16 protein-coding genes are annotated in these 21,507 nt (G+C 68.5%); 5 read left to right on the forward strand and 11 right to left on the reverse strand.

Going from position 1 to position 21,507, the window contains the following annotated elements; all coding sequences use genetic code 11:
* Positions 1–7: 7 nt before the first annotated feature.
* The gene (locus tag FZ029_RS09310; RefSeq protein WP_149269011.1) at positions 8–1,681 is read right to left on the reverse strand and encodes an iron ABC transporter permease; all 1,674 of its coding nucleotides are present in this window, start codon (positions 1,679–1,681) and stop codon (positions 8–10) included.
* Positions 1,682–1,872: 191 nt separating this feature from the next.
* Entirely contained in the window at positions 1,873–3,699 is a 1,827-nt protein-coding gene (typA, locus tag FZ029_RS09315; protein WP_149198565.1) for a translational GTPase TypA, read from the reverse strand.
* A 275-nt stretch (positions 3,700–3,974) separates the two neighbouring features.
* Between typA and FZ029_RS09320 the strand changes: the two genes are divergently transcribed.
* Positions 3,975–5,945, forward strand: a complete 1,971-nt coding sequence (locus tag FZ029_RS09320; RefSeq protein WP_247892224.1) for an autotransporter assembly complex family protein — start codon at positions 3,975–3,977, stop codon at positions 5,943–5,945.
* Positions 5,946–6,028: 83 nt separating this feature from the next.
* The gene (locus tag FZ029_RS09325) at positions 6,029–10,357 is read left to right on the forward strand and encodes a translocation/assembly module TamB domain-containing protein (protein WP_247892225.1); all 4,329 of its coding nucleotides are present in this window, start codon (positions 6,029–6,031) and stop codon (positions 10,355–10,357) included.
* Between the two features lie 51 nt (positions 10,358–10,408).
* Here FZ029_RS09325 and FZ029_RS09330 read toward each other — a convergent pair whose 3' ends face one another.
* From FZ029_RS09330 to FZ029_RS09345, 4 genes are all read right to left on the reverse strand, one after another.
* Complete coding sequence (locus tag FZ029_RS09330; protein WP_247892226.1) at positions 10,409–11,269, reverse strand: methyltransferase domain-containing protein; 861 nt, start codon at positions 11,267–11,269, stop codon at positions 10,409–10,411.
* The gene (locus FZ029_RS09335; RefSeq protein WP_149198568.1) at positions 11,266–11,577 is read right to left on the reverse strand and encodes a hypothetical protein; all 312 of its coding nucleotides are present in this window, start codon (positions 11,575–11,577) and stop codon (positions 11,266–11,268) included. Before FZ029_RS09335 ends, FZ029_RS09330 begins: the two co-directional genes overlap by 4 nt.
* A gap of 137 nt (positions 11,578–11,714) precedes the next feature.
* On the reverse strand, positions 11,715–12,050 hold the full coding sequence (locus FZ029_RS09340; RefSeq protein WP_149269014.1) for a hypothetical protein: 336 nt from the start codon (positions 12,048–12,050) through the stop codon (positions 11,715–11,717).
* Positions 12,051–12,251: 201 nt separating this feature from the next.
* The gene (locus FZ029_RS09345) at positions 12,252–13,157 is read right to left on the reverse strand and encodes a transglycosylase SLT domain-containing protein (protein ID WP_247892227.1); all 906 of its coding nucleotides are present in this window, start codon (positions 13,155–13,157) and stop codon (positions 12,252–12,254) included.
* Positions 13,158–13,859: 702 nt separating this feature from the next.
* Between FZ029_RS09345 and FZ029_RS33575 the strand changes: the two genes are divergently transcribed.
* On the forward strand, positions 13,860–14,663 hold the full coding sequence (locus FZ029_RS33575) for an RNA polymerase sigma factor (RefSeq protein ID WP_247892228.1): 804 nt from the start codon (positions 13,860–13,862) through the stop codon (positions 14,661–14,663).
* A gap of 328 nt (positions 14,664–14,991) precedes the next feature.
* Here FZ029_RS33575 and FZ029_RS09355 read toward each other — a convergent pair whose 3' ends face one another.
* Positions 14,992–15,156, reverse strand: a complete 165-nt coding sequence (locus FZ029_RS09355) for a DUF1328 domain-containing protein (RefSeq protein ID WP_085090676.1) — start codon at positions 15,154–15,156, stop codon at positions 14,992–14,994.
* Positions 15,157–15,495: 339 nt separating this feature from the next.
* Between FZ029_RS09355 and FZ029_RS09360 the strand changes: the two genes are divergently transcribed.
* A complete protein-coding gene (locus FZ029_RS09360; RefSeq protein WP_149269015.1) occupies positions 15,496–15,918 on the forward strand; it encodes a hypothetical protein in 423 nt (140 codons plus the stop codon).
* A 2-nt stretch (positions 15,919–15,920) separates the two neighbouring features.
* Here FZ029_RS09360 and FZ029_RS09365 read toward each other — a convergent pair whose 3' ends face one another.
* Together FZ029_RS09365 and FZ029_RS09370 are read right to left on the reverse strand one after the other, a co-directional pair.
* Entirely contained in the window at positions 15,921–17,987 is a 2,067-nt protein-coding gene (locus tag FZ029_RS09365) for a YjbH domain-containing protein (protein WP_149269016.1), read from the reverse strand.
* 89 nt (positions 17,988–18,076) lie between these two features.
* On the reverse strand, positions 18,077–18,496 hold the full coding sequence (locus FZ029_RS09370) for an OsmC family protein (RefSeq protein ID WP_149269017.1): 420 nt from the start codon (positions 18,494–18,496) through the stop codon (positions 18,077–18,079).
* A gap of 152 nt (positions 18,497–18,648) precedes the next feature.
* On the opposite strand from FZ029_RS09370, the gene FZ029_RS09375 reads away from it, so the two are divergent.
* On the forward strand, positions 18,649–19,611 hold the full coding sequence (locus FZ029_RS09375; protein ID WP_247892229.1) for a cation diffusion facilitator family transporter: 963 nt from the start codon (positions 18,649–18,651) through the stop codon (positions 19,609–19,611).
* 21 nt (positions 19,612–19,632) lie between these two features.
* Here the strand turns inward: FZ029_RS09375 and FZ029_RS09380 are convergent, their stop codons facing one another.
* Positions 19,633–20,148 carry a phasin family protein gene (locus FZ029_RS09380; RefSeq protein ID WP_149269018.1) on the reverse strand — a complete coding sequence of 172 codons (516 nt, stop codon included), beginning with the start codon at positions 20,146–20,148 and terminating at the stop codon, positions 19,633–19,635.
* A gap of 86 nt (positions 20,149–20,234) precedes the next feature.
* Complete coding sequence (metZ, locus tag FZ029_RS09385; RefSeq protein WP_149269019.1) at positions 20,235–21,443, reverse strand: O-succinylhomoserine sulfhydrylase; 1,209 nt, start codon at positions 21,441–21,443, stop codon at positions 20,235–20,237.
* Positions 21,444–21,507: the final 64 nt, after the last annotated feature.

A 21,507-nucleotide genomic window follows, 5' to 3' on the forward strand; every position in this document is an offset into this window, starting at 1 on the left:
CCGGAGCTTACCCCTGGTGTCCCGGCCGCGACGCGGCGATGGTGCGGCTGAGATAGATGACCGGGGCCAAACCGACCAGCACGATCACCAGGGCGGGCAGGGCGGCGTCGTCCAGCCTTTCGGTGGAGGCCATGCGGAAGGCTTCGATTGCCAGCGTGTCGAAGTTGAAGGGCCGCAGGATCATCGTCGCCGGCAATTCCTTGGTGATGTCGACGAACACCAGCATGGCGGCGCTGAGCAGGCTGGGGCGCAGCAGCGGCAGGTGGACCCGGCGCAGCACCTGCAGCGGCGTGTGGCCGAGCGAGCGGGCGGCGCCCTCCAGATTCGGGCCGATCTTGGCGAATCCGGACTCCAGCGGCCCATAGGCGACGACGAAGAAGCGGATCAGATAGCCGTAGAGGATGCCGGCGATGGTGGTGCCGAGGATGGCGCCCATCGGCCAGCCGGTCCAATCGCGCGTCATCCCGACGGTGATGAGGATGCCGACTGCGATCACCGTGCCCGGCGTGGCGTAGCCGAGCGAGGCGAGGCGCGCGGCGCCGGTGGCGAAGCCGCTGCGGTCGTGGCGCACGCCGTGGATCACCATCAGTGCCACCGTGACCACCAGCAGCGCGCCGCTGGCGCCGAGGATGAAGGTGTTCACCGTCAGATCGGTGAAGCGGGCGAGCGTCAACTCCGTACCGCCGCGCAGGATCATGCGGATCAGCACCGCCCCCGGCAGCAGGAAGCCGAACAGCACCGGCGTCAGGCAGACGATCCAGGCCATCACCGTGCCGCAGGCCGACAGACGCGGGGCGGGCAGGGCGCGGTAGCGGCCGGTGGTCTGGTGGAAACGCATCCTGCCGCGCGACAGCCGCTCCAGCCCGACCAGCGCCAGCACCACCAGCAGCAGGACGGCGGCCAACTGTGCCGCCGCGGCCGGATCGCCCAGGGCGAACCAGGTGCGGTAGATGCCGACGGTGAAGGTGTCGATGCCGAAATAGCGTACGGCGCCGAAGTCGGCCAGCGTCTCCATCAGCGCATAGCCGACGCCGGCCACCAGCGCCGGGCGGGCCAGCGGCAGCGCCACGCGGCGGAAGGCTCCGAAGGCGGTGCAGCCCAGCGTCCGGCTGGCTTCCAGCACGCAAACCGACTGTTCGAGGAAGGCGGCGCGGGTCAGCACATAGACGTAGGGGTACAGCACCGACGACAGCACCAGCCCGGCGCCCCAGGCGGTGTGGATCTCCGGGAACCAGTAGTCGCCGCGGCGCCAGCCGAAGGTGGCGCGCAGGAAGGACTGCAGCGGCCCGGCATATTGCAGGAAGTCGGTGTAGGTGTAGGCCAGCACATAGGCCGGCATGGCCAGCGGCAGCAGCAGCAGCCATTGCAGGACCCCGCGCCCGCGGAAGTCGTGCATGGTGACGGTCCAGGCGCAGGCGACGCCGGTCACCAGCGTGACGACGCCGACGATCCCCAGCAGGATCAGGGTGTTGAGGATGTAGCCGGGAAGCACCGTCCGCGCCATGTGCCCCCACAGATCGGTGGAGACGCCGGCGGACTGGACGAAGACGGCAAGGATCGGCAGGGCGATCAGCAGCGCGAGGATCAGGGCGAACAGGCCGGTCGGGCCGATACGCGACCATAGCTGGCGGGGAGAGAAGGACGGGGAGCCGGGAGACTTCGCGTCGGTCGCCATCGCCATGCGGGGGGTGTCCTCGCGGGTGGTGTGTGGTGTGGAGGCGGGTGCCCCCTCCCTCCCGCTTCGCGGGTCCCTCCCTCCCCCGCCTTCGGCGGTGGAGGGGGGAGAGAGCGGCAGTCCCCTCTCCCGCGAAGCGGGGGAGGGCTAGGGAGGGGGCATCAACGCCGGTACTCTACCCTATATGCGAACCGCTATCAGCTCGCTTCGGCGGCGCGCTGGTGACGCTTGCGCTCGTTCGGGTCGAGGTAGCGCTTGCGCAGGCGGATCGACTTCGGCGTCACTTCCACCAGCTCGTCGTCGGAGATGTAGGACAGCGCCTTTTCCAGGGTCATCTGGATCGGCGGGGTCAGGCGAACGGCCTCGTCCTTGCTGGTGGTGCGGATGTTCGTCAGCTGCTTGCCCTTGATGACGTTGACCTCGAGGTCATTGCCGCGGGTGTGCTCGCCGATGATCATGCCCTGATAGACCGGAACGCCCGGATCGATCAGCATCGGGCCGCGGTCTTCCAGGTTCCACAGGGCGTAAGCCACCGCGGTGCCGTCGCTGTTGGAGATCAGCACGCCGGTGCGCCGCGCCGCGATGGCGCCCTTGAAGGGAGCGTAGCCGTGGAACAGGCGGTTCATGATGCCGGTGCCGCGGGTGTCGGTCAGGAACTCGCCCTGATAGCCGATCAGGCCGCGCGACGGGGCGTGGAAGACGATGCGGGTCTTACCGCCGCCGCTCGGACGCATCTCGATCAGGTCGGCCTTGCGCTCCGACATCTTCTGGACGACGGTGCCGGAGAACTCCTCGTCGACGTCGACGACGACTTCCTCGATCGGCTCCAGGCGCTGGCCGTTCAGCGGGTCGGTCTTGAACAGCACGCGCGGACGGCTGATCGCCAGCTCATACCCCTCGCGGCGCATGGTCTCGATCAGGATGCCCAGCTGCAGTTCGCCGCGGCCGGCCACCTCGAAGGCGTCGCCGCCCTCGGTGTCGGCGATGCGCAGAGCCACGTTGCCTTCCGCTTCGCGGAACAGGCGGTCGCGGATCATGCGGCTGGTGACCTTGTCGCCCTCGCGGCCGGCCAGCGGGCTGTCGTTGACCGAGAAGGTCATCGCCAGGGTCGGCGGGTCGATCGGCTGGGCGGCCAGCGGCTCGGCGACTTCCGGGGCGCAGATGGTGTCGGCCACGGTGGTGTTGGTCAGGCCGGCCAGCGCGACGATGTCGCCGGCATGCGCCTCTTCCACCGGAACGCGCTCCAGGCCGCGGAAGGCCAGCACCTTGCTGATGCGGGCATTCTCGACCAGCTTGCCGTCGCGGCTCATCGACTTGACGGACATGTTGACCTTGACCGAACCCGTCTGGATGCGGCCGGTCAGGATGCGGCCCAGATAGGGGTTCGCTTCCAGCGTGGTCGCCAGCATGGTGAAGGGCAGGTCTTCCTCGACCTTCGGGGCCGGGACATGGTCGCGGATCAGCTCGAACAGCGGGGTCAGCGTCTCGCGGGCGCCGTTCTCCAGGTCCGTGGTCGCCCAGCCGTTGCGGCCCGAGGCGAACAGGGTCGGGAAGTCCAGCTGCTCGTTCGAGGCGTCGAGCGAGGCGAACAGGTCGAACACCTCGTCATGCACCTCGTGCGGACGGCCGTCGGGACGGTCCACCTTGTTGATGACGACGATGGGGCGCAGGCCGAGCTTCAGCGCCTTGCCCAGCACGAACTTGGTCTGCGGCAGCGGGCCTTCGGCCGCGTCGCAGAGCAGGACGACGCCGTCGACCATGGAGAGGATGCGCTCCACCTCGCCGCCGAAATCGGCGTGGCCGGGGGTGTCGACGATGTTGATGCGCAGGTCGTTCCACAGAACGGACGTGCACTTGGCCAGGATGGTGATGCCGCGCTCGCGCTCCAGATCGTTGGAGTCCATGGCGCGCTCAGCCACCTGCTGGTTCTCGCGGAACGAGCCGGCCTGCTTGAGGAGTTGGTCGACCAGCGTGGTCTTGCCGTGGTCGACGTGGGCGATGATGGCGACGTTACGGAGATTCATGGAGCCTTCGGTCTCGCAATGGCACCCCCGACACGCAGCAGCGTCATGCCACAAACAACAAAAAGGCCCGACGAAGATCAATCCGTGGGCGCTGTCGGGGAAACTGTTGCGGCGCAATATATGGATCCTTGGCCAAAACGCAAGCGCCGTGCCCTTTGGTCTAACGCGAATTTCCGGGATGGAGCCATGCGTCATTGGACCCTACATTGGGAACGATGATCCGTTTCGCTTCCGCTTCCCGCCGCCGCGCGGCCGCCGCAACGAGGATTGCAGCCGTGCCGCTCAAGGCCCCCATCGCCGCTCCGCTGGTCGCCGCCCTGCTGATTCTGGGGCCGGCAGGCGCCGGGCATGCCCAGGATTCGCCTCCGGACAGCATCCCCGGCGCCGTGCCAGCGGTGCCGCCGCAGGGTGCATCGCCGGAGGCCGCTCCGCCGGACGAGGAGGTGCGGCCGGCCGGCATCACCTATGAAGTGGACATCACCGGCGTCGAGGATGACGGACTGCGCGGCACGCTGCGCGACGCCTCCACCCTGGTGGAGCTGAAGGACGACCATCCGCCCTCGCTGATCGGGCTGGAGCGGCGGGCCGACAGCGACCGGGACCGTCTGCAGACGGCGCTGCGTTCCGCCGGCTATTACGACGCGAAGCTGGACATCCGCATCGAGGATCCCGCGGCGGCCGGCACCATGCCCGCCGGGGGAGAGGCGCCGCCGGTCAAGGTGACGGTGGCGGTGACGCCGGGGCCGCTCTACCACATCAAGACGGTGACGGTGCGCGGCGCCGCCAACTCCACCGGCAGTTCCACATTGCCGAAGGAGGTCGCGACCGACGATCTCGGCCTCGCCGCCGGTGCTCCGGCCGTGGCGCAGAAGGTGCTGGATGCGGAATCGGAGCTGGTCGGCCGGCTGACCAAACGCGGTTATGCCTTCGCCAAGGCATCGGACCGCGAGGTGGTGGTCGATCATTCCGACCGGACGATGGATGTCGCCTACACCGTCGACCCTGGCCCGCTGACCCGCTATGGCGCCACCCGGATCGAAGGGCTGCAGAAGGTCGACGAGGATCTGGTGCGCGGGCGTCTCGCCTGGAAGGAGGGACAGGTCTTCGATCCGACCGCCACCGACCGGGCACGGCAGGACATCGCCGCGCTCCAGGTCTTCGACACCGTCCGCGTGCGGATGGCGGACGAACCGGGGCCGGACGGCGTGACGCCGGCGATCGTCTCGGTCAGCGAGCGCAAGCGCCGCTTCATCGGCGGCGGCGTCACCTATTCGACGCAGGACGGGCTGGGCGCCAATGCCTATTGGGGCCACCGCAATCTGTTCGGCGGGGCGGAGCAACTGCGCGTCGGTGTCGATGTCGGGCGTGTGGCCGGGTCGTCCGGCGGTACGTCGAGCAAGGGCAACGACCTGCCGGATCTGCGCTTCAGCGTCAATTTCCGCAAACCCGACTTCCTGGCGGTGAAACAATCCCTGCTGGTCAATTTCGCCGTGGTGAACGACCAGCCGCCGGCCTACAGCCGAGTCGCATCGGAACTGACGGTCAAGCTGGAACGGCCACTGACCGACCAGCTGACCGTCAGCTATGGCCTGACCGGCGAGCGCGGTCGGGTGCGGACGGAGGACAAGACCTATCAGACCTCCTTCATCGGCGTGCCGCTGGGGGCGGCCTGGAACGGCACCGACAATCTGCTGAACCCCACCTCCGGCCAGCGGGCCTCGCTGCAGGTGACGCCCTGGTTCCCGGTGGGCGGGGATACCGAGTCGCCCTTTACCTCGGTGCTTTTCAACGGCTCCACCTATTACGATCTCGGGAATGACGGGCGCTATGTCGCCGCGGCGCGGATCGGGCTGGGCAGCATCCTCGGCACCTCGCTGTCGGACATCCCGCCCGACCACCGCTTCTATGCCGGCGGCGGCGGGTCGGTGCGCGGCTACGGCTTCCAGAAGGCCGGGCCGCGCGACCGCTATGACGATCCGGTCGGCGGCCGGTCGCTGTTCGAGATCGGGGCCGAGCTGCGCATCAAGGTGACGGAGAGCATCGGCATCGTGCCCTTCGTCGATGCCGGCACCGTCTATGATTCGGCCTATCCGGACTTCAGCGAGCCTCTGCGCGTCGGCGCCGGTCTGGGCCTGCGCTACTACACCGACTTCGGCCCGCTGCGCGTCGATGTCGGCATACCCCTCAACCCCGCCGACGGCGATGCGCGCTGGCAGCTGTATCTCAGCCTGGGGCAGGCGTTCTAATGGCGCAATTTCGTCCCAATCCTCCGGGACGATGACCGTTTATTGCGGTTAGGACACGGGTGGCGCTGGTGAAAGGGCATGGTGTGACGGCGGTTCGCTTACTTCTGGTCGGTCTGACGATCCTCACCGGCCTGTTGGCCGGTCCGCAGCCCGTCCGGGCCTTCTCGCTGTTCTCCGGCGATTCCGCCCGCGAATGGCTGACGGAGAAGATCGAAGGGGCGGTCGAATCGCCGGACATGCACCTGAAGCTCGGCGCGATCGACGGCAGCATCCCCACCGACTTCACCATCGCCACCGTCACGCTGGCCGACAGCCAGGGCGTCTGGCTGACCATCGACCGGCTGCATGTGGTGATGTCGCCATCCGCCCTGTTCATGCGCAGCGCCAAGATCGATGCGCTGGAAGCGGCATCGGTGTCGGTGACCCGCGCGCCGGTCACGACTCAGCCTGCGACGCCGTCCGACCCCAATGCCTCGCTGCTGCCCAGCCTGCCGGTGGACATCGACCTGAAGAAGCTGGTGGTGGAACGGCTGGACCTGGCGCCGGCGCTGCTGGGCGAACAGGCCGTGCTGCGCATTGCCGGCTCGGTGCTGTTGGAGCATGGCGGCGGGGCGCTGAACGCCAACTTGTCGGTCACACGCATCGACGACAAGCCCGGACAGGCCGATCTGGTCGCCGCCTTCGATCCCGGCAAGAACACGCTCAACCTGTCGGTCAATGCGTCGGAACCGGCCGGCGGCGTCATGGCCCGTGCGCTGTCGATGCCCGGTCTGCCGCCGGTTCAACTGGCGCTGAAGGGCGACGGCACGCTGGACGACTGGACCGGCAAGCTGACCGCCACCGCCGGCGAGGCCGCGGCCCCCACCGGCACGCTCAACGCCGACGCCACCATCAAGAAGGCGCCGGAGGGGCATGTCCTGACGCTTGCGGCCGGCGGCAACGTCGCGCCGCTGATCGCCGGATTGGCGGGCGACACGGTGACTCCGCTGATCGGTCCCAGCCCGACGCTGAACGCGACCGTGCTGCGGGCGCCGTCCGGCGCCATCACCCTGCGACCGCTGGCGCTCACCGTCGCCGCCGCGAACGCGACGGTGAACGGCGACATCGGCGCCGATTACAACAGCCTCAACCTGCGCTGGACCGTCCAGGCCGGGCCGGACTCCGCCCTGCACCCGCTGGCGCCGTTGTCCTGGCGCGAGGGTGTGGTGGAGGGCTCCGCCGAAGGGGCGCTGAGCGCGCTGAACGTCGCGGTGAACGCCACCCTGCGCGATCTCGCCGCCGACGATCCGGCCTTGTCCCGCCTGACCGGCCCGGAGACCACCCTGGCCGCCCGCGCGCGGATCGACACAGGCAGCGGCGGGATCGGGCTGGAGACGCTGGCGCTGAACGCCGCCGCCGCGCGGGCCGAGGCGAAGGGGACCATCGGTGGCTGGGGCCAGACCGCGGACCTGACCCTGAGCGCGAGCGCCGACGACCTCGCCCCGCTGTCCGGCCTCGCCGGCCGGCCGCTGGCAGGCGCCGTGGCGCTGTCGGGGCCGGTCAAACGCGTTGCCGACGGCACGCTGACCGCCGATCTGACCGGCACCATCGACCGTCTGTCTACCGGCACCCCGGCCGACGCCGTGCTAGGCGATAAGGCGACGCTGGCGCTGGCGGCACGCATGGAGCCCGACGGCGCCATGCGCCTGACCGACCTGACGGTGGATGGGCGCAACGGCAAGCTGACCGGCAATGCGGCCCTGGCGGACAACAAGGTCGATGCGCGAACCACCCTGACGGTGGCGAAGCTGGAGCCGCTGGGCACCGCGCTCGGCACGCCGATGGAGGGGGCGGCGACGCTGGAGGCCACCGCCCGTGGCCCGCTCGACGCCATCGAGGCGCAGGCGACGCTGAACGCCCGCGACCTCGTGGTGCAGGGCCGCCGGCTGGGCGCCACGGAGGTGAAGGCGACCGCCGCCGGCCTGCCGGCCACGCCGAACGGCACGGTGTCGGCCCGCACCAACCTGGACAAGACGCCGCTGTCGCTCGACGGGCGCTATGCCCTGCGCGAACAGACGCTGCGGCTCGATGGCCTGACCATTGCCAACGGCACCAACCGGATCACGGGCGAGGCGCAGGTGGCGCTCGACACGCTGCTCGCCACCGGCCGGTTGGAGGGCAAGCTGCCCAACCTGAACGGGCTTTCGGAACTGGCGGGCATGCCGCTGGGCGGCGGGGCGAGCTTCACCCTGGCGCTGGACGGCAAGGGCGGCAAGCAGGCGGCCAACCTGACCGCCGACGCCAGCAACCTGCGGGTGGACGGTGAAGGCGGACCGCTGCTGACCGCCCGGAAACTGACCGCGAAAGCCGACATCGCCGACGCGCTGGGCACCCCCAGCGGCAAGGCGCGGGTGGAGATGACCGACGGCAATGCCGCCGGCAATGAGCTGCGCAGTGTCACCGCCTCCGTCGACGGGTCGCTGGCGAAGGCCGGTTTCCAGGCCAACGCCAATGGCGCCGGCGCGCAGCCGGTCGCGCTCGACCTCGCCGGCGGGCTGGCGATGGATGGCGGCGTGACCCGCATCCGGCTCGACCGCCTGCAGGCGCGCTATGCCGGCGAGGATCTGCGGATGACCGCCCCCGCCACCATCCTGTTGGCCGACCGCCGTTATGAGGTGAAGGATCTGCGGCTGTCGTCCGGCAATGCCCGGCTGGCCGCCGACCTGGGCCTGAACGGCGAGCGGCTGAGCGGCGAGCTGACCATCGACCGCCTTCCGCTGGCGCTGGCGAAGCTGGCCAGCCCGACGCTGGCGTTGGACGGAACCGCCAATGCGCGGGCGTCGCTGGGCGGCACGCTGCGCAGCCCGCGCGCCGACGCCACCCTGCGGATCAGCGGATTGAAGGCGCAGCAGACCACCCAGGCCGGGCTGCCCGGCATCGACGCGACGGCGGACATCCAGTGGCGCGACCGCCGGTTGACCCTGGCCAGCCGCATGGCCATGCCGAAGAATGCCGGCACGCTGACCGCCAACGCCGCCCTGCCGCTGGTGATGAATCCGGACAGCTACGTCGTCAGCGTGCCGCCAAATGGCGCATTGGAGGCGGCGGTCAACGGCACGGTCGATCTGTCGCTGGCGAACGACCTGCTCGCCGCATCGGGCGACCGGGCGCGTGGTTCCCTGCGGCTGGATGTGCGGGCGGGCGGAACGGTGGACAGGCCGTCGCTCGGCGGATCGGTCGTGTTGGCGAACGGGCGCTACGAGAACCGTGCCTCGGGTGCCGTCTTCACCAACATCGAGGCGCGGCTGGTCGGCGACGGCGACGTCTTCACCATCCAGAGCTTCCGCGGCAGGACCCGCAACGGCGGGGTCCTCACCGCCAATGGTGTCATCCGTCCGGGTGCCGCCGCCGACCAGCAATTGGACATCAGGCTGCAGGCCGACAATGCCCGGCTGCTGGAGATCGATCTGGTGACGGCGGAGATCGGGGCGAACCTGACCCTGACCGGCGGCTTCACCAACGCCCGGCTGGCCGGGCCGGTGGACATCCGCCGTGCCGAGATCCAGGTCCCCGACCGCATGCCCGCCAATGTCGTCGATCTGAAGGTGACGGAGGTCGGCAAGGGCCGCCGCGCCCGCGGGACGACGCAGGTGTCCACCGTCGGCGGCACGCGCCGGGTGCCGATACCGGAGGAGGCGCCGCCGGCAGCCTCGCCCTTCGTGCTGGCGCTGGACATGACGGTGAACGCGCCGAACCAGATTTTCGTGCGCGGCCGCGGGCTGAACGCGGAGTTGGGCGGCAACCTGCGTGTCGGCGGCACCGCCGCCGCGCCGGAGGTGACCGGCCGCTTCACCATCCTGAAAGGCAACCTGGACCTGCTGGCCAAGAACTTCGAGTTCAAGCGCGGCATCTTCGATTTCGACGGCACGCAGCCGATCGACCCGCGGCTGGACCTGCTGGCGGAGGCGACGGCCAACGGCATCACCGCCGACGTCGTGGTCAGCGGCACCGCCCGCCAGCCGAAGATCGAGCTGACCTCCCCGCAAGGACTTCCGCAGGACGAGGTGCTGGCCGGCGTGCTGTTCGGCAAGTCGGTCGGCGACCTGAGCGCCGCGGAAGCGGTTCAGCTTGCCCAGTCGGCGGCCTCGCTGGCGGGAATCGGCGGCGGTGGCGGCGGCATCCTGGACAAGGTGCGCCGCGGCCTGGGCGTCGACCGGCTGGACTTTACCCAGGGTGAGAACGGCAAGGGCGGCGCCGTTCAGGCCGGCCGCTATGTCAGCGACCGCGTCTATGTCGGCGTCGAACAGGGCATCGGCGCCAACCAGAGCCGGGCGAAGGTCGAAGTCGACATCACCAAGAACCTGAAGGGCACCGCTTCGGTCGGAGCCAACTCGGAGACCAAGTTCGGGGTGATCTACGAGAAGGATTATTGAGGGGAGAAGGATTATTGAGGGGGTGTCGGCTGACGACGCCCCCACCCGACCTCACCACCCCACGACGATCCGCGCGTGCGATGGCACCGGCACGATGCCGTCCACCGCCTGGGCATCGAACCGCTTGGCGATGTCCTGCTCCAGCGCCTTGCGCCGCTCCGCGCTCAGTCCCCCCAGCCGGTGGCCGAAGCTCATGTCCAGCGCGGCGCGCCAGAAGGGCTGGCCGGCGGGGGCCTTGCGCACCGGGGTCAGGTCGGTCTCCGAGGTTTCGGCAAAGCCGGCGGCCCGCATCACCTCGGACAGCAATCCCGGCTTGGCGAAGCGGAACAACGGGTCGAGGCTGCCGTCCTCGCCGAGATGGTCGGCGACCACGTCGCCGATCTCCGCGAACAGGCCGTTGCCGGCGCGCGGACCCCACACCATGAAGGCCGCCTTGCCGCCGGGGCGCAGGACGCGCCGCACCTCGCGCAGGGCGGAATCCACGCCCGGCACGAACATGATGCCGAAGCGGCAGGTCACCCCGTCGAAGGCGGCGTCGGCGAAGGGCAGGGCGGTCATGTCGGCGGCGGTGAAGGCGGGGGCCGGTCCCTCCACGCTGCGGGCACGACGGACGGCGCCGGCCATCATGCCGGGAACGAGGTCGCTGCCGACGACAAGCCCATCGGGTCCGGCGCGGCGCGCAGCGCTCAACGCCGGCTCGCCCGCGCCCGATGCGAGGTCGAGCAGACGGTGACCCTCCCTCAGACCGGCGGCGTCCAGAAGCGGCCGGTTCAATTTGTCGGCGAGATCGGCCATCGGATCGGCCCAGCGGTCCCAGGCGTCGGCGCTGGCGGCCCAGCGGTCACGCTCTCTGGCCGCATCGGGAGGGGCCGCATCGGAAGAAGGGGCGTCGGGAAGGACAGTCGCGGTCAATGGAGAAGCCTCGCCGTGCCGGCCACGCGCTTGACCGTGTCGGCGTCGTTCAGCCGTTCGCCCAGCGCCGACAGCTCGTCGGACAGCTTGCGGTTGGCGTCGGTCAGTTGCTGGATGCGGGTCTGCGCCGCCTGCTGCTGCTGGGACAGGGTCGCCACCGTCTCCGTCAGCTTGCGGATTTGCTGGGACTGGCGGCCCGCCGCCTCGTTCAGGCTGCGGCGGATCGATCCGACGGCCACCAGCACGACGGTACTGACGGTCACGCCGGCCATGATGGCGACGATGCTGATCCCGGTGAACCAGTCCATGGGCCGAAAGCTTCGGCCCATTTCACCGTTCGGTCAAGCAGCCTGACAGCCGGCCGACACGACGGACCCGGCGCCGCGGTCGGCGTCGGGTCCGCAAAATTCGGAAATCGGCAAAACTTGGAAATCGATGGTTGGCGTCAGCCGACGGAGCCGCTGACCGGACGCTCCGCCTTCATGCGCAGTTCCTTCAGGTGATCGCCGAAGGCGCGCAGCACCGGCATGATGCGCTGGGCCTGGTCGGCGGTGACGTGGGCGTCCGTCTTCAGCACGATGGTCGGCGCCTCGCTCATCAGGCGCTTGGCACGCATCGGGCCGACCTTGTCGTCGAGGAACATGGCCATGCCCATCAGGATGCCCAGCGTGACGTCGTCCGGAGCCTTGGGCAGGGCCAGGACTTCATGAAGCTCGTTCAGCAGCGTGTAGGCGACGATGGAGGTGCGTTCGATGGTGTCGACGTCGGCGGCCATGGGCATCGGGCAGGTCCTCGGGAAACGTTCGGATGAAACGTTGCAGGTGAGACGCTGGCGGGTGACGCGGGATGGCGTCCCGATGGGCGCCAGCGCTTGCGAAATCCGTCGTGCCCCGAGGGTAATCGTCATTTTATAACCAAAGTGTTAACCAAGCCACTCCCGAGTCGTTCGAGTCGCATTTTTCCGAGTCGCAATCTCCCGTCCTCACCGCTTTCCGCTGCTGCGCGTTCTGGTCGAAAGCGACAGCTCGGCGACCTCCTCTCGCGCGGTGCTGACGAGGCCGGCGGACTGCACGACATCCCGGTTGAAGGGATGATAGGTCTGCGCGTAGATGCTGCGGATTTTGGTCACGTAATCCTTCGTCTCGCGGTAGGGCGGGATGCCCTTGTACTGCAGGACCGCTCCCTCGCCGGCGTTGTAGCCCGCCAGCGCATAGGCGACGTTCCCATCGAAATAGGCCAGCAGCCACCGCAGGTACTTCATGCCGCCGCGCAGGTTCTGTTCGGCGTTGAAGGGGTCGGAGACGCCGAAACGCTCGGCGGTCTCCGGGATCAATTGCATCAGGCCCTGGGCGTTCTTGTTCGACACGACGTCGACGCGGTAGCCGGACTCGACCGCGATGACCGCCAGCACCAGATCGGGGTCGAGGCCGTAGGTCGGCGCCATCTTCTGCACCATGGCGCGGATCTCGGCAGGCGGCTTGCGGATGATGCCCCATCGCAGGTTGGGCGGCTCGCAGCGGTCGGGCGCCTTCACCGTGACGCTGACAGTGCCGACCAGCCGCTCCGCCTGCTCGTTGCCGAGGGATGCGGCCTTGCGCAGCCAGGCGCGGCCGAGATCGGCATCCTTGGACACGCCACCCAGCCCGGCCATGTGCATCCGGCCGGCCATCAACGCCGCGTCGGCATAGTCCTGGCGGGCGGCGCGGCAATAGAGGGATAAGGCGAGCCGGGAGTCGGCCTTCACCCCGTCGGCGCGGTCGTAATGCTGCGCCAGTTCATATTGCGCACGGGCGCTGCCCTTGTTGGCGAGGGCCTCCAGCGCGGCAACGGTCTTCTCGGAGATGCCGGCATTCGCCGGAGCCGCCGCCAGCAGGGCAGGCAGGAGCATTGCCGCCGACAACGCCGCCAATCGTGCCGGGCGGGTGCCGTGTCTGGTGATGCGTCGTGAGGTTGCGGGACTGTGCGACGCGGACGGTGTACCGCAAAGGTTCGTGTGGCCTTCCACAGGACCCCCCTGTATGATTTTCTTCAGGCTTTCGGAGACCATCGAAAGGTCGGAAGCAGAACTCTCGGGGAGGACGCCGCTGTATCCGTCTGGCCGGGTGTCAGGCGTGGTGGCATAAGCCGAAACGGAAGGCCGGCTGCCGGAAAATACATCGCCGTAAGTGCTTGATGTGGCGCTGCCAATAAAAAATACATAGGCCGATCGACGAATGTCGGTCGGTCTTTTTCTTTTCACGTTGGTCATGCGTCCTCCAATCGAGTTGGAGAAATAACGAAAGACCAGATGTTACGCCAACGCCCGAACGGTGATTGGCGTGGGATACACGGGGTACTCTAGGGGTTAACCGGCCCTATTGTATGACCCACTAGCCTTTTTCCCAACTGGCAGCTCCTTTGTGCACTGATTACGTACGGATCGGGCCAGATAATCGGCTGCAAATTCGATGGCCCCGGACGATGGAGTTTCCCTTGGAGATTCCCGCGTCCGGGGCCTTCGCGCCGGAGGCCCCGGCATTGTCGCCCGCACTCGAAGAAAGCGGTCGGCGTCGCCGTGGCGAACGGCATTGAAGGAGGCATCGTTTCACCGATGGCGAACCACGTCGCGACAACCTTGAGCGACCGACCGCGCGGCCCGGCACTGGCCGATCCGATGCCGTTCGGCGCCGAGGCCGTTGGCCGGACCCGTTCGGACGGCCTGCCGACGTACACAGACCCGAATACCGCCGATGCCGGGATGGAGACCCATTTGACTGCCCATGCGGAGGCCAAGCGGGCCGAAGCCAGCACCGAGGCCGGCGAAGCCGATACGGCCGTAGCCGACACCGGCGTGGTGGCCGTGCAGGCGGAAACCGAGGACGATTTCCGCCCTGATCCCAATGCTCCGTCCGATCCCGCGGTGATCCGCCAGATCGAGGAGGAAATTCCACGACTGCGCCGGTTCGCCCGCGCCATGGTTCGCGATGCGACGCTGGCCGACGATCTGGTTCAGGAATGCCTTGAACGGGCGTTGTCGCGCCTGCATCTGTGGCGGCCCGGCACCAATCTCCGCGCCTGGCTGTTCACCATCCTGCGCAACCTTCACATCAACGGCGTACGCCGCCGCCAGCCGGTGGTCGACATCGACGCCGAGGCGCAGGCGGCGATCGGGGCCGCACCGGGCTCGCAGTTCGTGCGGATGGAACTGCGCGACCTGCGCCGGGCCCTTGCCCTGCTCCCCAACGAACAGCGCGAGGTCGTTCTGCTGATCGGTCTGGAGGGCATTTCCTACAACGAGGCGGCCGACATCCTCGGCATCTCCATCGGCACCGTGAAGTCGCGCCTGTCGCGCGGCCGCCGCGCCCTGCGGCTTCTGATGGAGGGCCAGAATCCGTCGGACGACGCGGACGCCTGAAGCACGGGCGCCTGAGCGGGCGGGCATCGGAGACAGGATGGATTTCGCGGGGTGCCCGGTCGTCGGGTGCCCCGTTTTCACTTGCAACCACATCAATCCGCAAAGGCGGAAAAAGAACGGCGGCGCCCGTGTCGGACGCCGCCGGAGGCGGGGACAATCGAAGTGCCGCCCGGGCTCGCCGGCCCTGACGTCACCTCGGGAGGAGAGAGTGTCGCAGCGTCAGGAGATGCCGTAATCAACCGGGCGATCCGTCTATGGTTCCTTCGCGTGGGAAAAGGTCCCGGCGGAGAATCCCATTGGCCGATCGCCCGGCCGGACGGCCTCCTGTCTACCGTCGCCGCACCAGACCCATGATCAGGCTGATGGCGAACAGGATCAGGAACAGGAAGAACAGAATCTGCGCGATGCCGGAGCTGGCCGACGCGATTCCGCCGAACCCGAGCGCGCCCGCGATCAGCGCGATGACGAAGAAAACAAGAGCCCAATAGAGCATCATACCCTCCCTCGCTCGGCCGAATAGTCGCCAAGGACTGCCGGCGTCACAGATGAGACAAGTCGTGGCCGCACCCGCCGTCCCGTCGTCTCCGCCACATGGACACTGCCTCGCTGGCAAGTCGGGAAGGTGACGGTAAGCACAGCCGGTGCGGCGGCATTCGAAGACCAGAACACTGTCGTGGGCGCGATGTTCCCGCGTTCCGACCGGTCGGAGTATCGGGTCGCCGCTTGGGCGGTGCGGGCTGGCATTTATGCAACAAAGGCGCGGCCAGGTAGTTTCGTGTTCTTGAGGACCGGCATTCGACGGCAAGACAAGCCGACAGCAGGAGAGGATTCCATGAAGACCGGACTGTTCCTGGCGGCCATGGCCGCTTCGCTCGCGCTGGCGCCCGCCGCGATGGCGCAGCAGACCTATTCCCAAAGCTATTCGGGTTCCCAAAGCCAGCCGGGCGGCAAGACCCATGCGGGCGCCTATTCCGGCAGCACCGGCGGCGATCTGACGGGATCGTCCGCCATGGAGTCGGGGCGCTCATCCTCCGGACCGGCGTCCGGCGTCGCCGCACGCCGCGGTCCCGGGCAGAAGCCGATCGAACTGCGCCAGACGACACTGCTGAACCAGCTCAGCGCCGCCGGCTATGTCTCGTTGCGCGATTTCCGCAAGGACGGGGACCGATACGTCGCCAACGCCATGACCCCGCAGGGCAAGTGGACGACCGTGGTCCTGGACCCGCTCAACCCCTCGGTTACGCCGGGCCGCTGACGTCACTCCAGCAGTTTAGACCATGTGCCGGTGAGGCGGCCGACGCCTCCCGGCACGCGGAGATCGTAGAGCGGCAGCGGTTGCTGCAGGCGCTGTCCGGCGTCGCGGCCCAGCGTGCGGACCGCCGTTTCCACCGTGCCGCCGACCGGCAGCCATCCCGATGCCGCGATCGGCACCACCAGCGCCAACCCCCAATCCATCCGTCCACCGAAGCGGCTCTGGGCGCCGTCCGGACCCTCGGTCCAGGTGGTGTGGGCGCTTAGGCCGATGCCGCCGTCGAAGCGGCGCATCACCTCCACCGTTCCGCCCCAATCGCCGCCGAGATAGCGCCCGAGCCGCAACGCGGTGGTCGTGTCTGCGCCGGGGCTCTCCCAATAGAGACTGAGATGCCCGGTGCCGCGGGCGTCGCCGTGGTCGAAGGCCAGCAGGCTTTCCGGCCGCCGCTTCCAGACCTGATTGAGGTCGAGGCCGAGCGCCCAGCGGGCGGCGAATGGCTGGAACAGTGCCTCGGCACCGAGGCCCGCATACATCTCCTCCAGATGGCCGGCGGACAACCGTGTCGTCAGCCCCTCCGCCGGCCGGGCGAGCCACGCCGCATAAGCATGGTCGAGGGCCAGTGGGCGGTCGGCGTAGCGCGGAAGATCGCTTCGTACCGGCTGCGCCGCCGGCACGGCATTGGTGTCCAGCAGTTGCAGATCGCTTGGCGCATTGATGCGCAGTCCGCCGCCCAGCACCAGCCCGCGCAGAGGCTCCGCCCGCAGCATCACGTCGGTGTGGGTGCGCTGGGCCAGCGCAGTCCCCAACTCCGCCAGATCGAAGCTCGCGACCAGCTGGGTGGACAGGTCGAGCCGGGGGCGCCAGTCCGGCGGCGGGGCCGCGGCGGCGGCGAGTTGCGTCGTTCGCCAGATCTCCTCGGCGCTGCCGCGGTGATTGGCGGCCCGTTCCAGATCGCGGCGCAGCACGGTAACGGAAGCTGTGTCCAGGCCGCCGGCGCCGGTGACGACGCGCAACCGCTCGACCTGCGGCGGCGCCAGATCGGCCAGCAGGCGGGCCGCGTCGCCAACCTCGCGCGCCAGCGGCATCCGTCCATTGCCGGCCGGATCGAGCCACAGGGTCGCGATCTCTCCGTCGATGCGGGCAGAGCGAACCGGCAGGCCGCGGCTGCGCGCCACCAGGGCGATGGCATCGGCCGACAGGGCGGACCCGGCCGATGGGCGTGGCCCGACGCCGGGGGGAGGGCGGTCGGGGCGGTCGGCATCCACCGCGGGGTCGAAGCGGACCGACAGCCGCAGCATCAGGCGTCTGCCCTGTTCATAGGCTGCGCCCAGGTCGGCCCAGGATGCCGGGCGCCAGGACAGGCCCAGGCTGTAGCGGCTGCCGGACTCAAAGCCCGGTTCGTCCTGCCGCTGGGCGCGGAAGCGGTCGCCGGAGGACTCCAGCTTCAGGCTCAGCCCGTCGACCGGCGTGTGCCACTCCACCCCGCCGAACAGCGCCACCCGCTCGCCGCTGAACCATGCCTTGGGGCCGCGTGTGGCCGGCCATGCCGATGGATCGCGATCGCGGCGGAAACGGCCTCCCAGGAAGCGCAGCGGGTTGCGCAGTTGCCCGCCCTCTCCCAGCGTGCCCCATCCCATGCCGAGCGTCAGGTCAAGGTCCCACCAGCGCCGCGACAGGGCAACATATTCGCCGGCGAAGCGGCCCTTGCCCGGCAGGTCCAGCCCCGACCCGGTGACGTCGCGCCCGCCGATCACCAGCGCCGGCCCGCGCTCGTCCTCCCGCCGCACCCGGAGCTTCAGATCGAGACCGGGCTCGGTGAGGCCGTAATAGCCGGGATAGGCGCTGTTGCGTGCGGTGACCTCCAGCCAGGGCAGCGGCTGGGCGGATATGGTGTAGTGGCGGTGCAGGTCGCCGAGCGCGGTCAGCCCGCCGCTCATCGAACCGTCCGGCGCCATCCGGGCATTCGGCATCTGCAACAGCCCGATCCCGCCCCAGTCGGACAGGCTGTATCTTGCCTCATCGGCCAGAACCGGAGATGCCGCGAGTAGAATGAGAAGTGGGGTAAGGCGCACGCACTGATCGCGAAGGTTCGGAAATGCGATCCGATCCTTCGCGAGTCACGCGTATGAATGCAACTGAAAAGACGCGGAGGCCGTCGCCTTTACGGGGCCTCGACCACCTCGAAGTCATGGGTGATGGCCGCGGTCTGTCCCAGCATGATCGAGGCGGAGCAGTATTTCTCCGCCGACAGGGCAATGGCGCGCTCCACCTTGGCGGGGTCCAGCTTGCGGCCGGTCACGGTGAAATGGACGTGGATCTTGGTGAAGACCTTCGGATCGGTGTCCGCCCGCTCGGCCTCGATGGCGGCGACGCAGTCGGTGATCTGCTGACGGCCCTTTTCCAGGATCATCACCACGTCGAAGCAAGTGCAGCCGCCCATGCCGATCAGCAGCATTTCCATCGGGCGGATGCCGGCGTTGCGACCGCCGGATTCCGGGGCGCCGTCCATCACCACGGCATGGCCGCTGCCGGATTCGCCGACGAACATCTTGCCGTCCACCCAAGTGACGCGCGCCTTCATGACCATTTCCTTCGTTCACTGTTGATCGTGAGTGTCCGCGCGAAGCTAGGCGCCGCGGCGGGGCGGCGCAAGAGGATGCAGATCCTCCATCGCCGGACTTGTCCGGCGGCGCCCGCACGCCCAAAGTCGGCGGTACGGTGACGTGTATTGCGATGACGGGGCCATTCACCATGCCGCACGGCCATTCCCATGGCGGTTCTTCGGAGGCCGGGCACGACCACGGCGACCATCACCATCACGGACCGGCGCGCTACGACCGGTCCTTCGCGCTGGGTGCGTTGCTGAACATCGGGTTCGTGGTCGTGGAGGCGGTCTATGGGCTGCTCGCCAATTCCACGGCACTGCTGGCCGATGCCGGGCACAATCTCAGCGACGTGATGGGGTTGCTGCTGGCCTGGGGCGCGGCGTGGCTCGGCCGGCGGATTCCGCAGGGGCGCTATACCTACGGCTTCGGCAACGCGTCGATCCTGGCGTCGCTGCTGAACGCGATGATCCTGCTGATCGCCGTCGGCGCCATCCTGCTGGAGGCGGCATATCGGCTTGCCGATCCGCAGCCGGTGGCGGAAACCACGGTCATGGTGGTGGCGGTGATCGGCATCGTCATCAATGCCTGGACCGCGTGGTTGTTCATGGGCGGGCAGAAGCGGGACATCAACCTGCGCGGCGCCTATCTGCACATGGCGGCCGACGCCGCTGTGTCGGTGGGCGTCGTCATCGCGGCGCTGGCGATCCGCTTCACCGGCTGGCTGTGGCTGGATCCGGTGACCAGCATCGTCATCGCGCTGGTCATCATCGCCGGGACCTGGGGCCTGCTGCGCGATTCGGTACGGCTGGCGATGGATGCGGTTCCCGACGGCATCGATCGGGCGGAGGTGGAGCGCTATCTGGCCGGACTGCCCGGCGTGGAGGAGGTGCATGATCTGCACATCTGGCCGATCAGCACGACGGAAACCGCGCTGACCGCCCATCTGGTGCGTCCCGGCACCGACCAGGGCGACGGTCTCCTGCTGGAGCTCTCGTCGGTGCTGAAGGACCGCTTCGGCATCGGCCACGCCACCATCCAGGTGGAGCAGGACGGCAGTTGCTGCCGCCTTGCCCCGCCGGAGGTCGTGTGACCCTTCATGCCTGCTCGCGGATCAGGCCTGCTCGCGGGCGAGGCGGCGGGCGTTGGCGCGCACTTTGCGGTAGGCGGGGTTCATGCCGGCGGCGGCCAGTGCCGCCGTCGCCTCCATCAGGCGCAGGTTGGCGTGGATGCCGGCATCGACCGCGTCGGCCAGCAGACGCTGCTGCACGTCGACGATCTCCACCGGATTCTTGCAGGTGGCGAGCCCGCCGATGGTGGCGGCCGCCGCCTGGGTCTGCTTGGTGATCATGGTGATCCAGGCCTGTCCGAACTCGCCGATGCCGGTCGCGACCGCATGGAAGGCTTCGACCGCCGCCTCCACCTTCTCCGCCCCCATGCGGATGAACTCCGGATTGGCGAAGTCGATGGGGTTCGCAAGCGCAGCCGTCATCATCGCCGTGCGATAGCCGATGGTCTGCGCGGCCGCGACGCCCATTTCGCTGCTGCGAAGGCCGGTCTTGGTAAGCTGCCCCGCCACCGCAAGAAGCCTGTCGGTGGGATGGCCGTTGCCGGCGTTCTGTGATGACATGGGCGTCGCCCCTCTCTCGAAAAATCGTTGCCGGAACTTGGTTGCAGCATCAACGCTGCACTGCAGCATAAGTTCCGGCACGATCTTTACGCCTCGGCGAGCGCGCGGTCGAGATCTTCGATGATGTCCTGGGGGTCCTCAAGACCAACGGACAGGCGCAGCAGGCCGGGTTCGATCCGCGCCGCGACCTTTTCCTCGTCCGTCAGCTTGGAGTGGGTGGTGGTGGCGGGGTGGGTGATGAGGCTCTTCGAATCACCGAGATTGTTGGAGATCATCACCATGCGCAGGCCGTTCAGCGTGTTGAACGCCTCGGTCTTGCCGCCCTTCAGGAAGACCGACAGCATGTTGCCGCCGCCGGTCATCTGCTTGCGCACCAGATCATATTGCGGGTGGCTGGGCAGCAGCGGATACAGCACCTGGGCGACCTTCGGGTGGCTTTCCAGGAACTCGGCGACCTGCAGACCGGCCGACGACTGGGCCTGCACACGCAGATCCAGCGTCTCCATCCCCTTCAGCAGCAGCCACGAATTGAAGGGGGAGATGGTCGGGCCGGTGTTGCGCAGGAAGGGATGGATGACCTCGGAGGCGTATTTCTTGTCCTTTGCCAGGATGACGCCGCCCAGGCAGCGGCCCTGACCGTCGATGTGCTTGGTCGCCGAATAGATGATGACGTCGGCGCCGAAGTCGAACGGACGCTGCAGGACAGGCGTGGCGAAGGCGTTGTCGACGACGACCACCGCGCCCGCCTTGTGGGCGAGATCGCAGACCGCCTTGAGATCGACGACCTCGAGCCCGGGGTTCGACGGGGTTTCCAGGAAGACCGCCCTGGTCGGCTTGGACAGCGCCTCTTCCCACTCCGTCAGGTTGGTGCCGTCGACGAACACCGTCTCGATGCCGTAGCGGCCACACAGCTCCTTCAGGATCCAATAGCAGGAGATGAACAGCGCCCGCGGCGCCACCACCCGGTCGCCGGCGCGCAGGCCGCTCATCAGCGCGCCATGCACCGCCGCCATGCCGCTGGCTGTGGCATAGGCCCATTCGGCGCCCTCATACTCGGACAGCCGGTCCTCGAACATCGCCGAGGTCGGGTTGCGGAAGCGCGAGTAGACATGGCGCGAGCCGTCGTTGGCGAAGGCGTTCTCCGCCTCCTCGGCCGAGCCGTAGACGAAACCGGAGGTCTGGTACAGCGCCTCGCAGGTCTCGTCGAACTGCGAGCGGCGGATGCCGCCATGGACCAGCTTGGACCGCGGGCGCAGCCCCGCGACGTTCGGATTGCGATGATCGGTGCGCGACATTCCGCAACTCTCCCCTGATGATCGCCGGTGGGGCGAGGCCGGCCGCAAACAAAAAACGCCCCGA

This window comes from Azospirillum sp. Sh1, from assembly GCF_008365135.1.
Lineage (GTDB): Bacteria > Pseudomonadota > Alphaproteobacteria > Azospirillales > Azospirillaceae > Azospirillum > Azospirillum oryzae.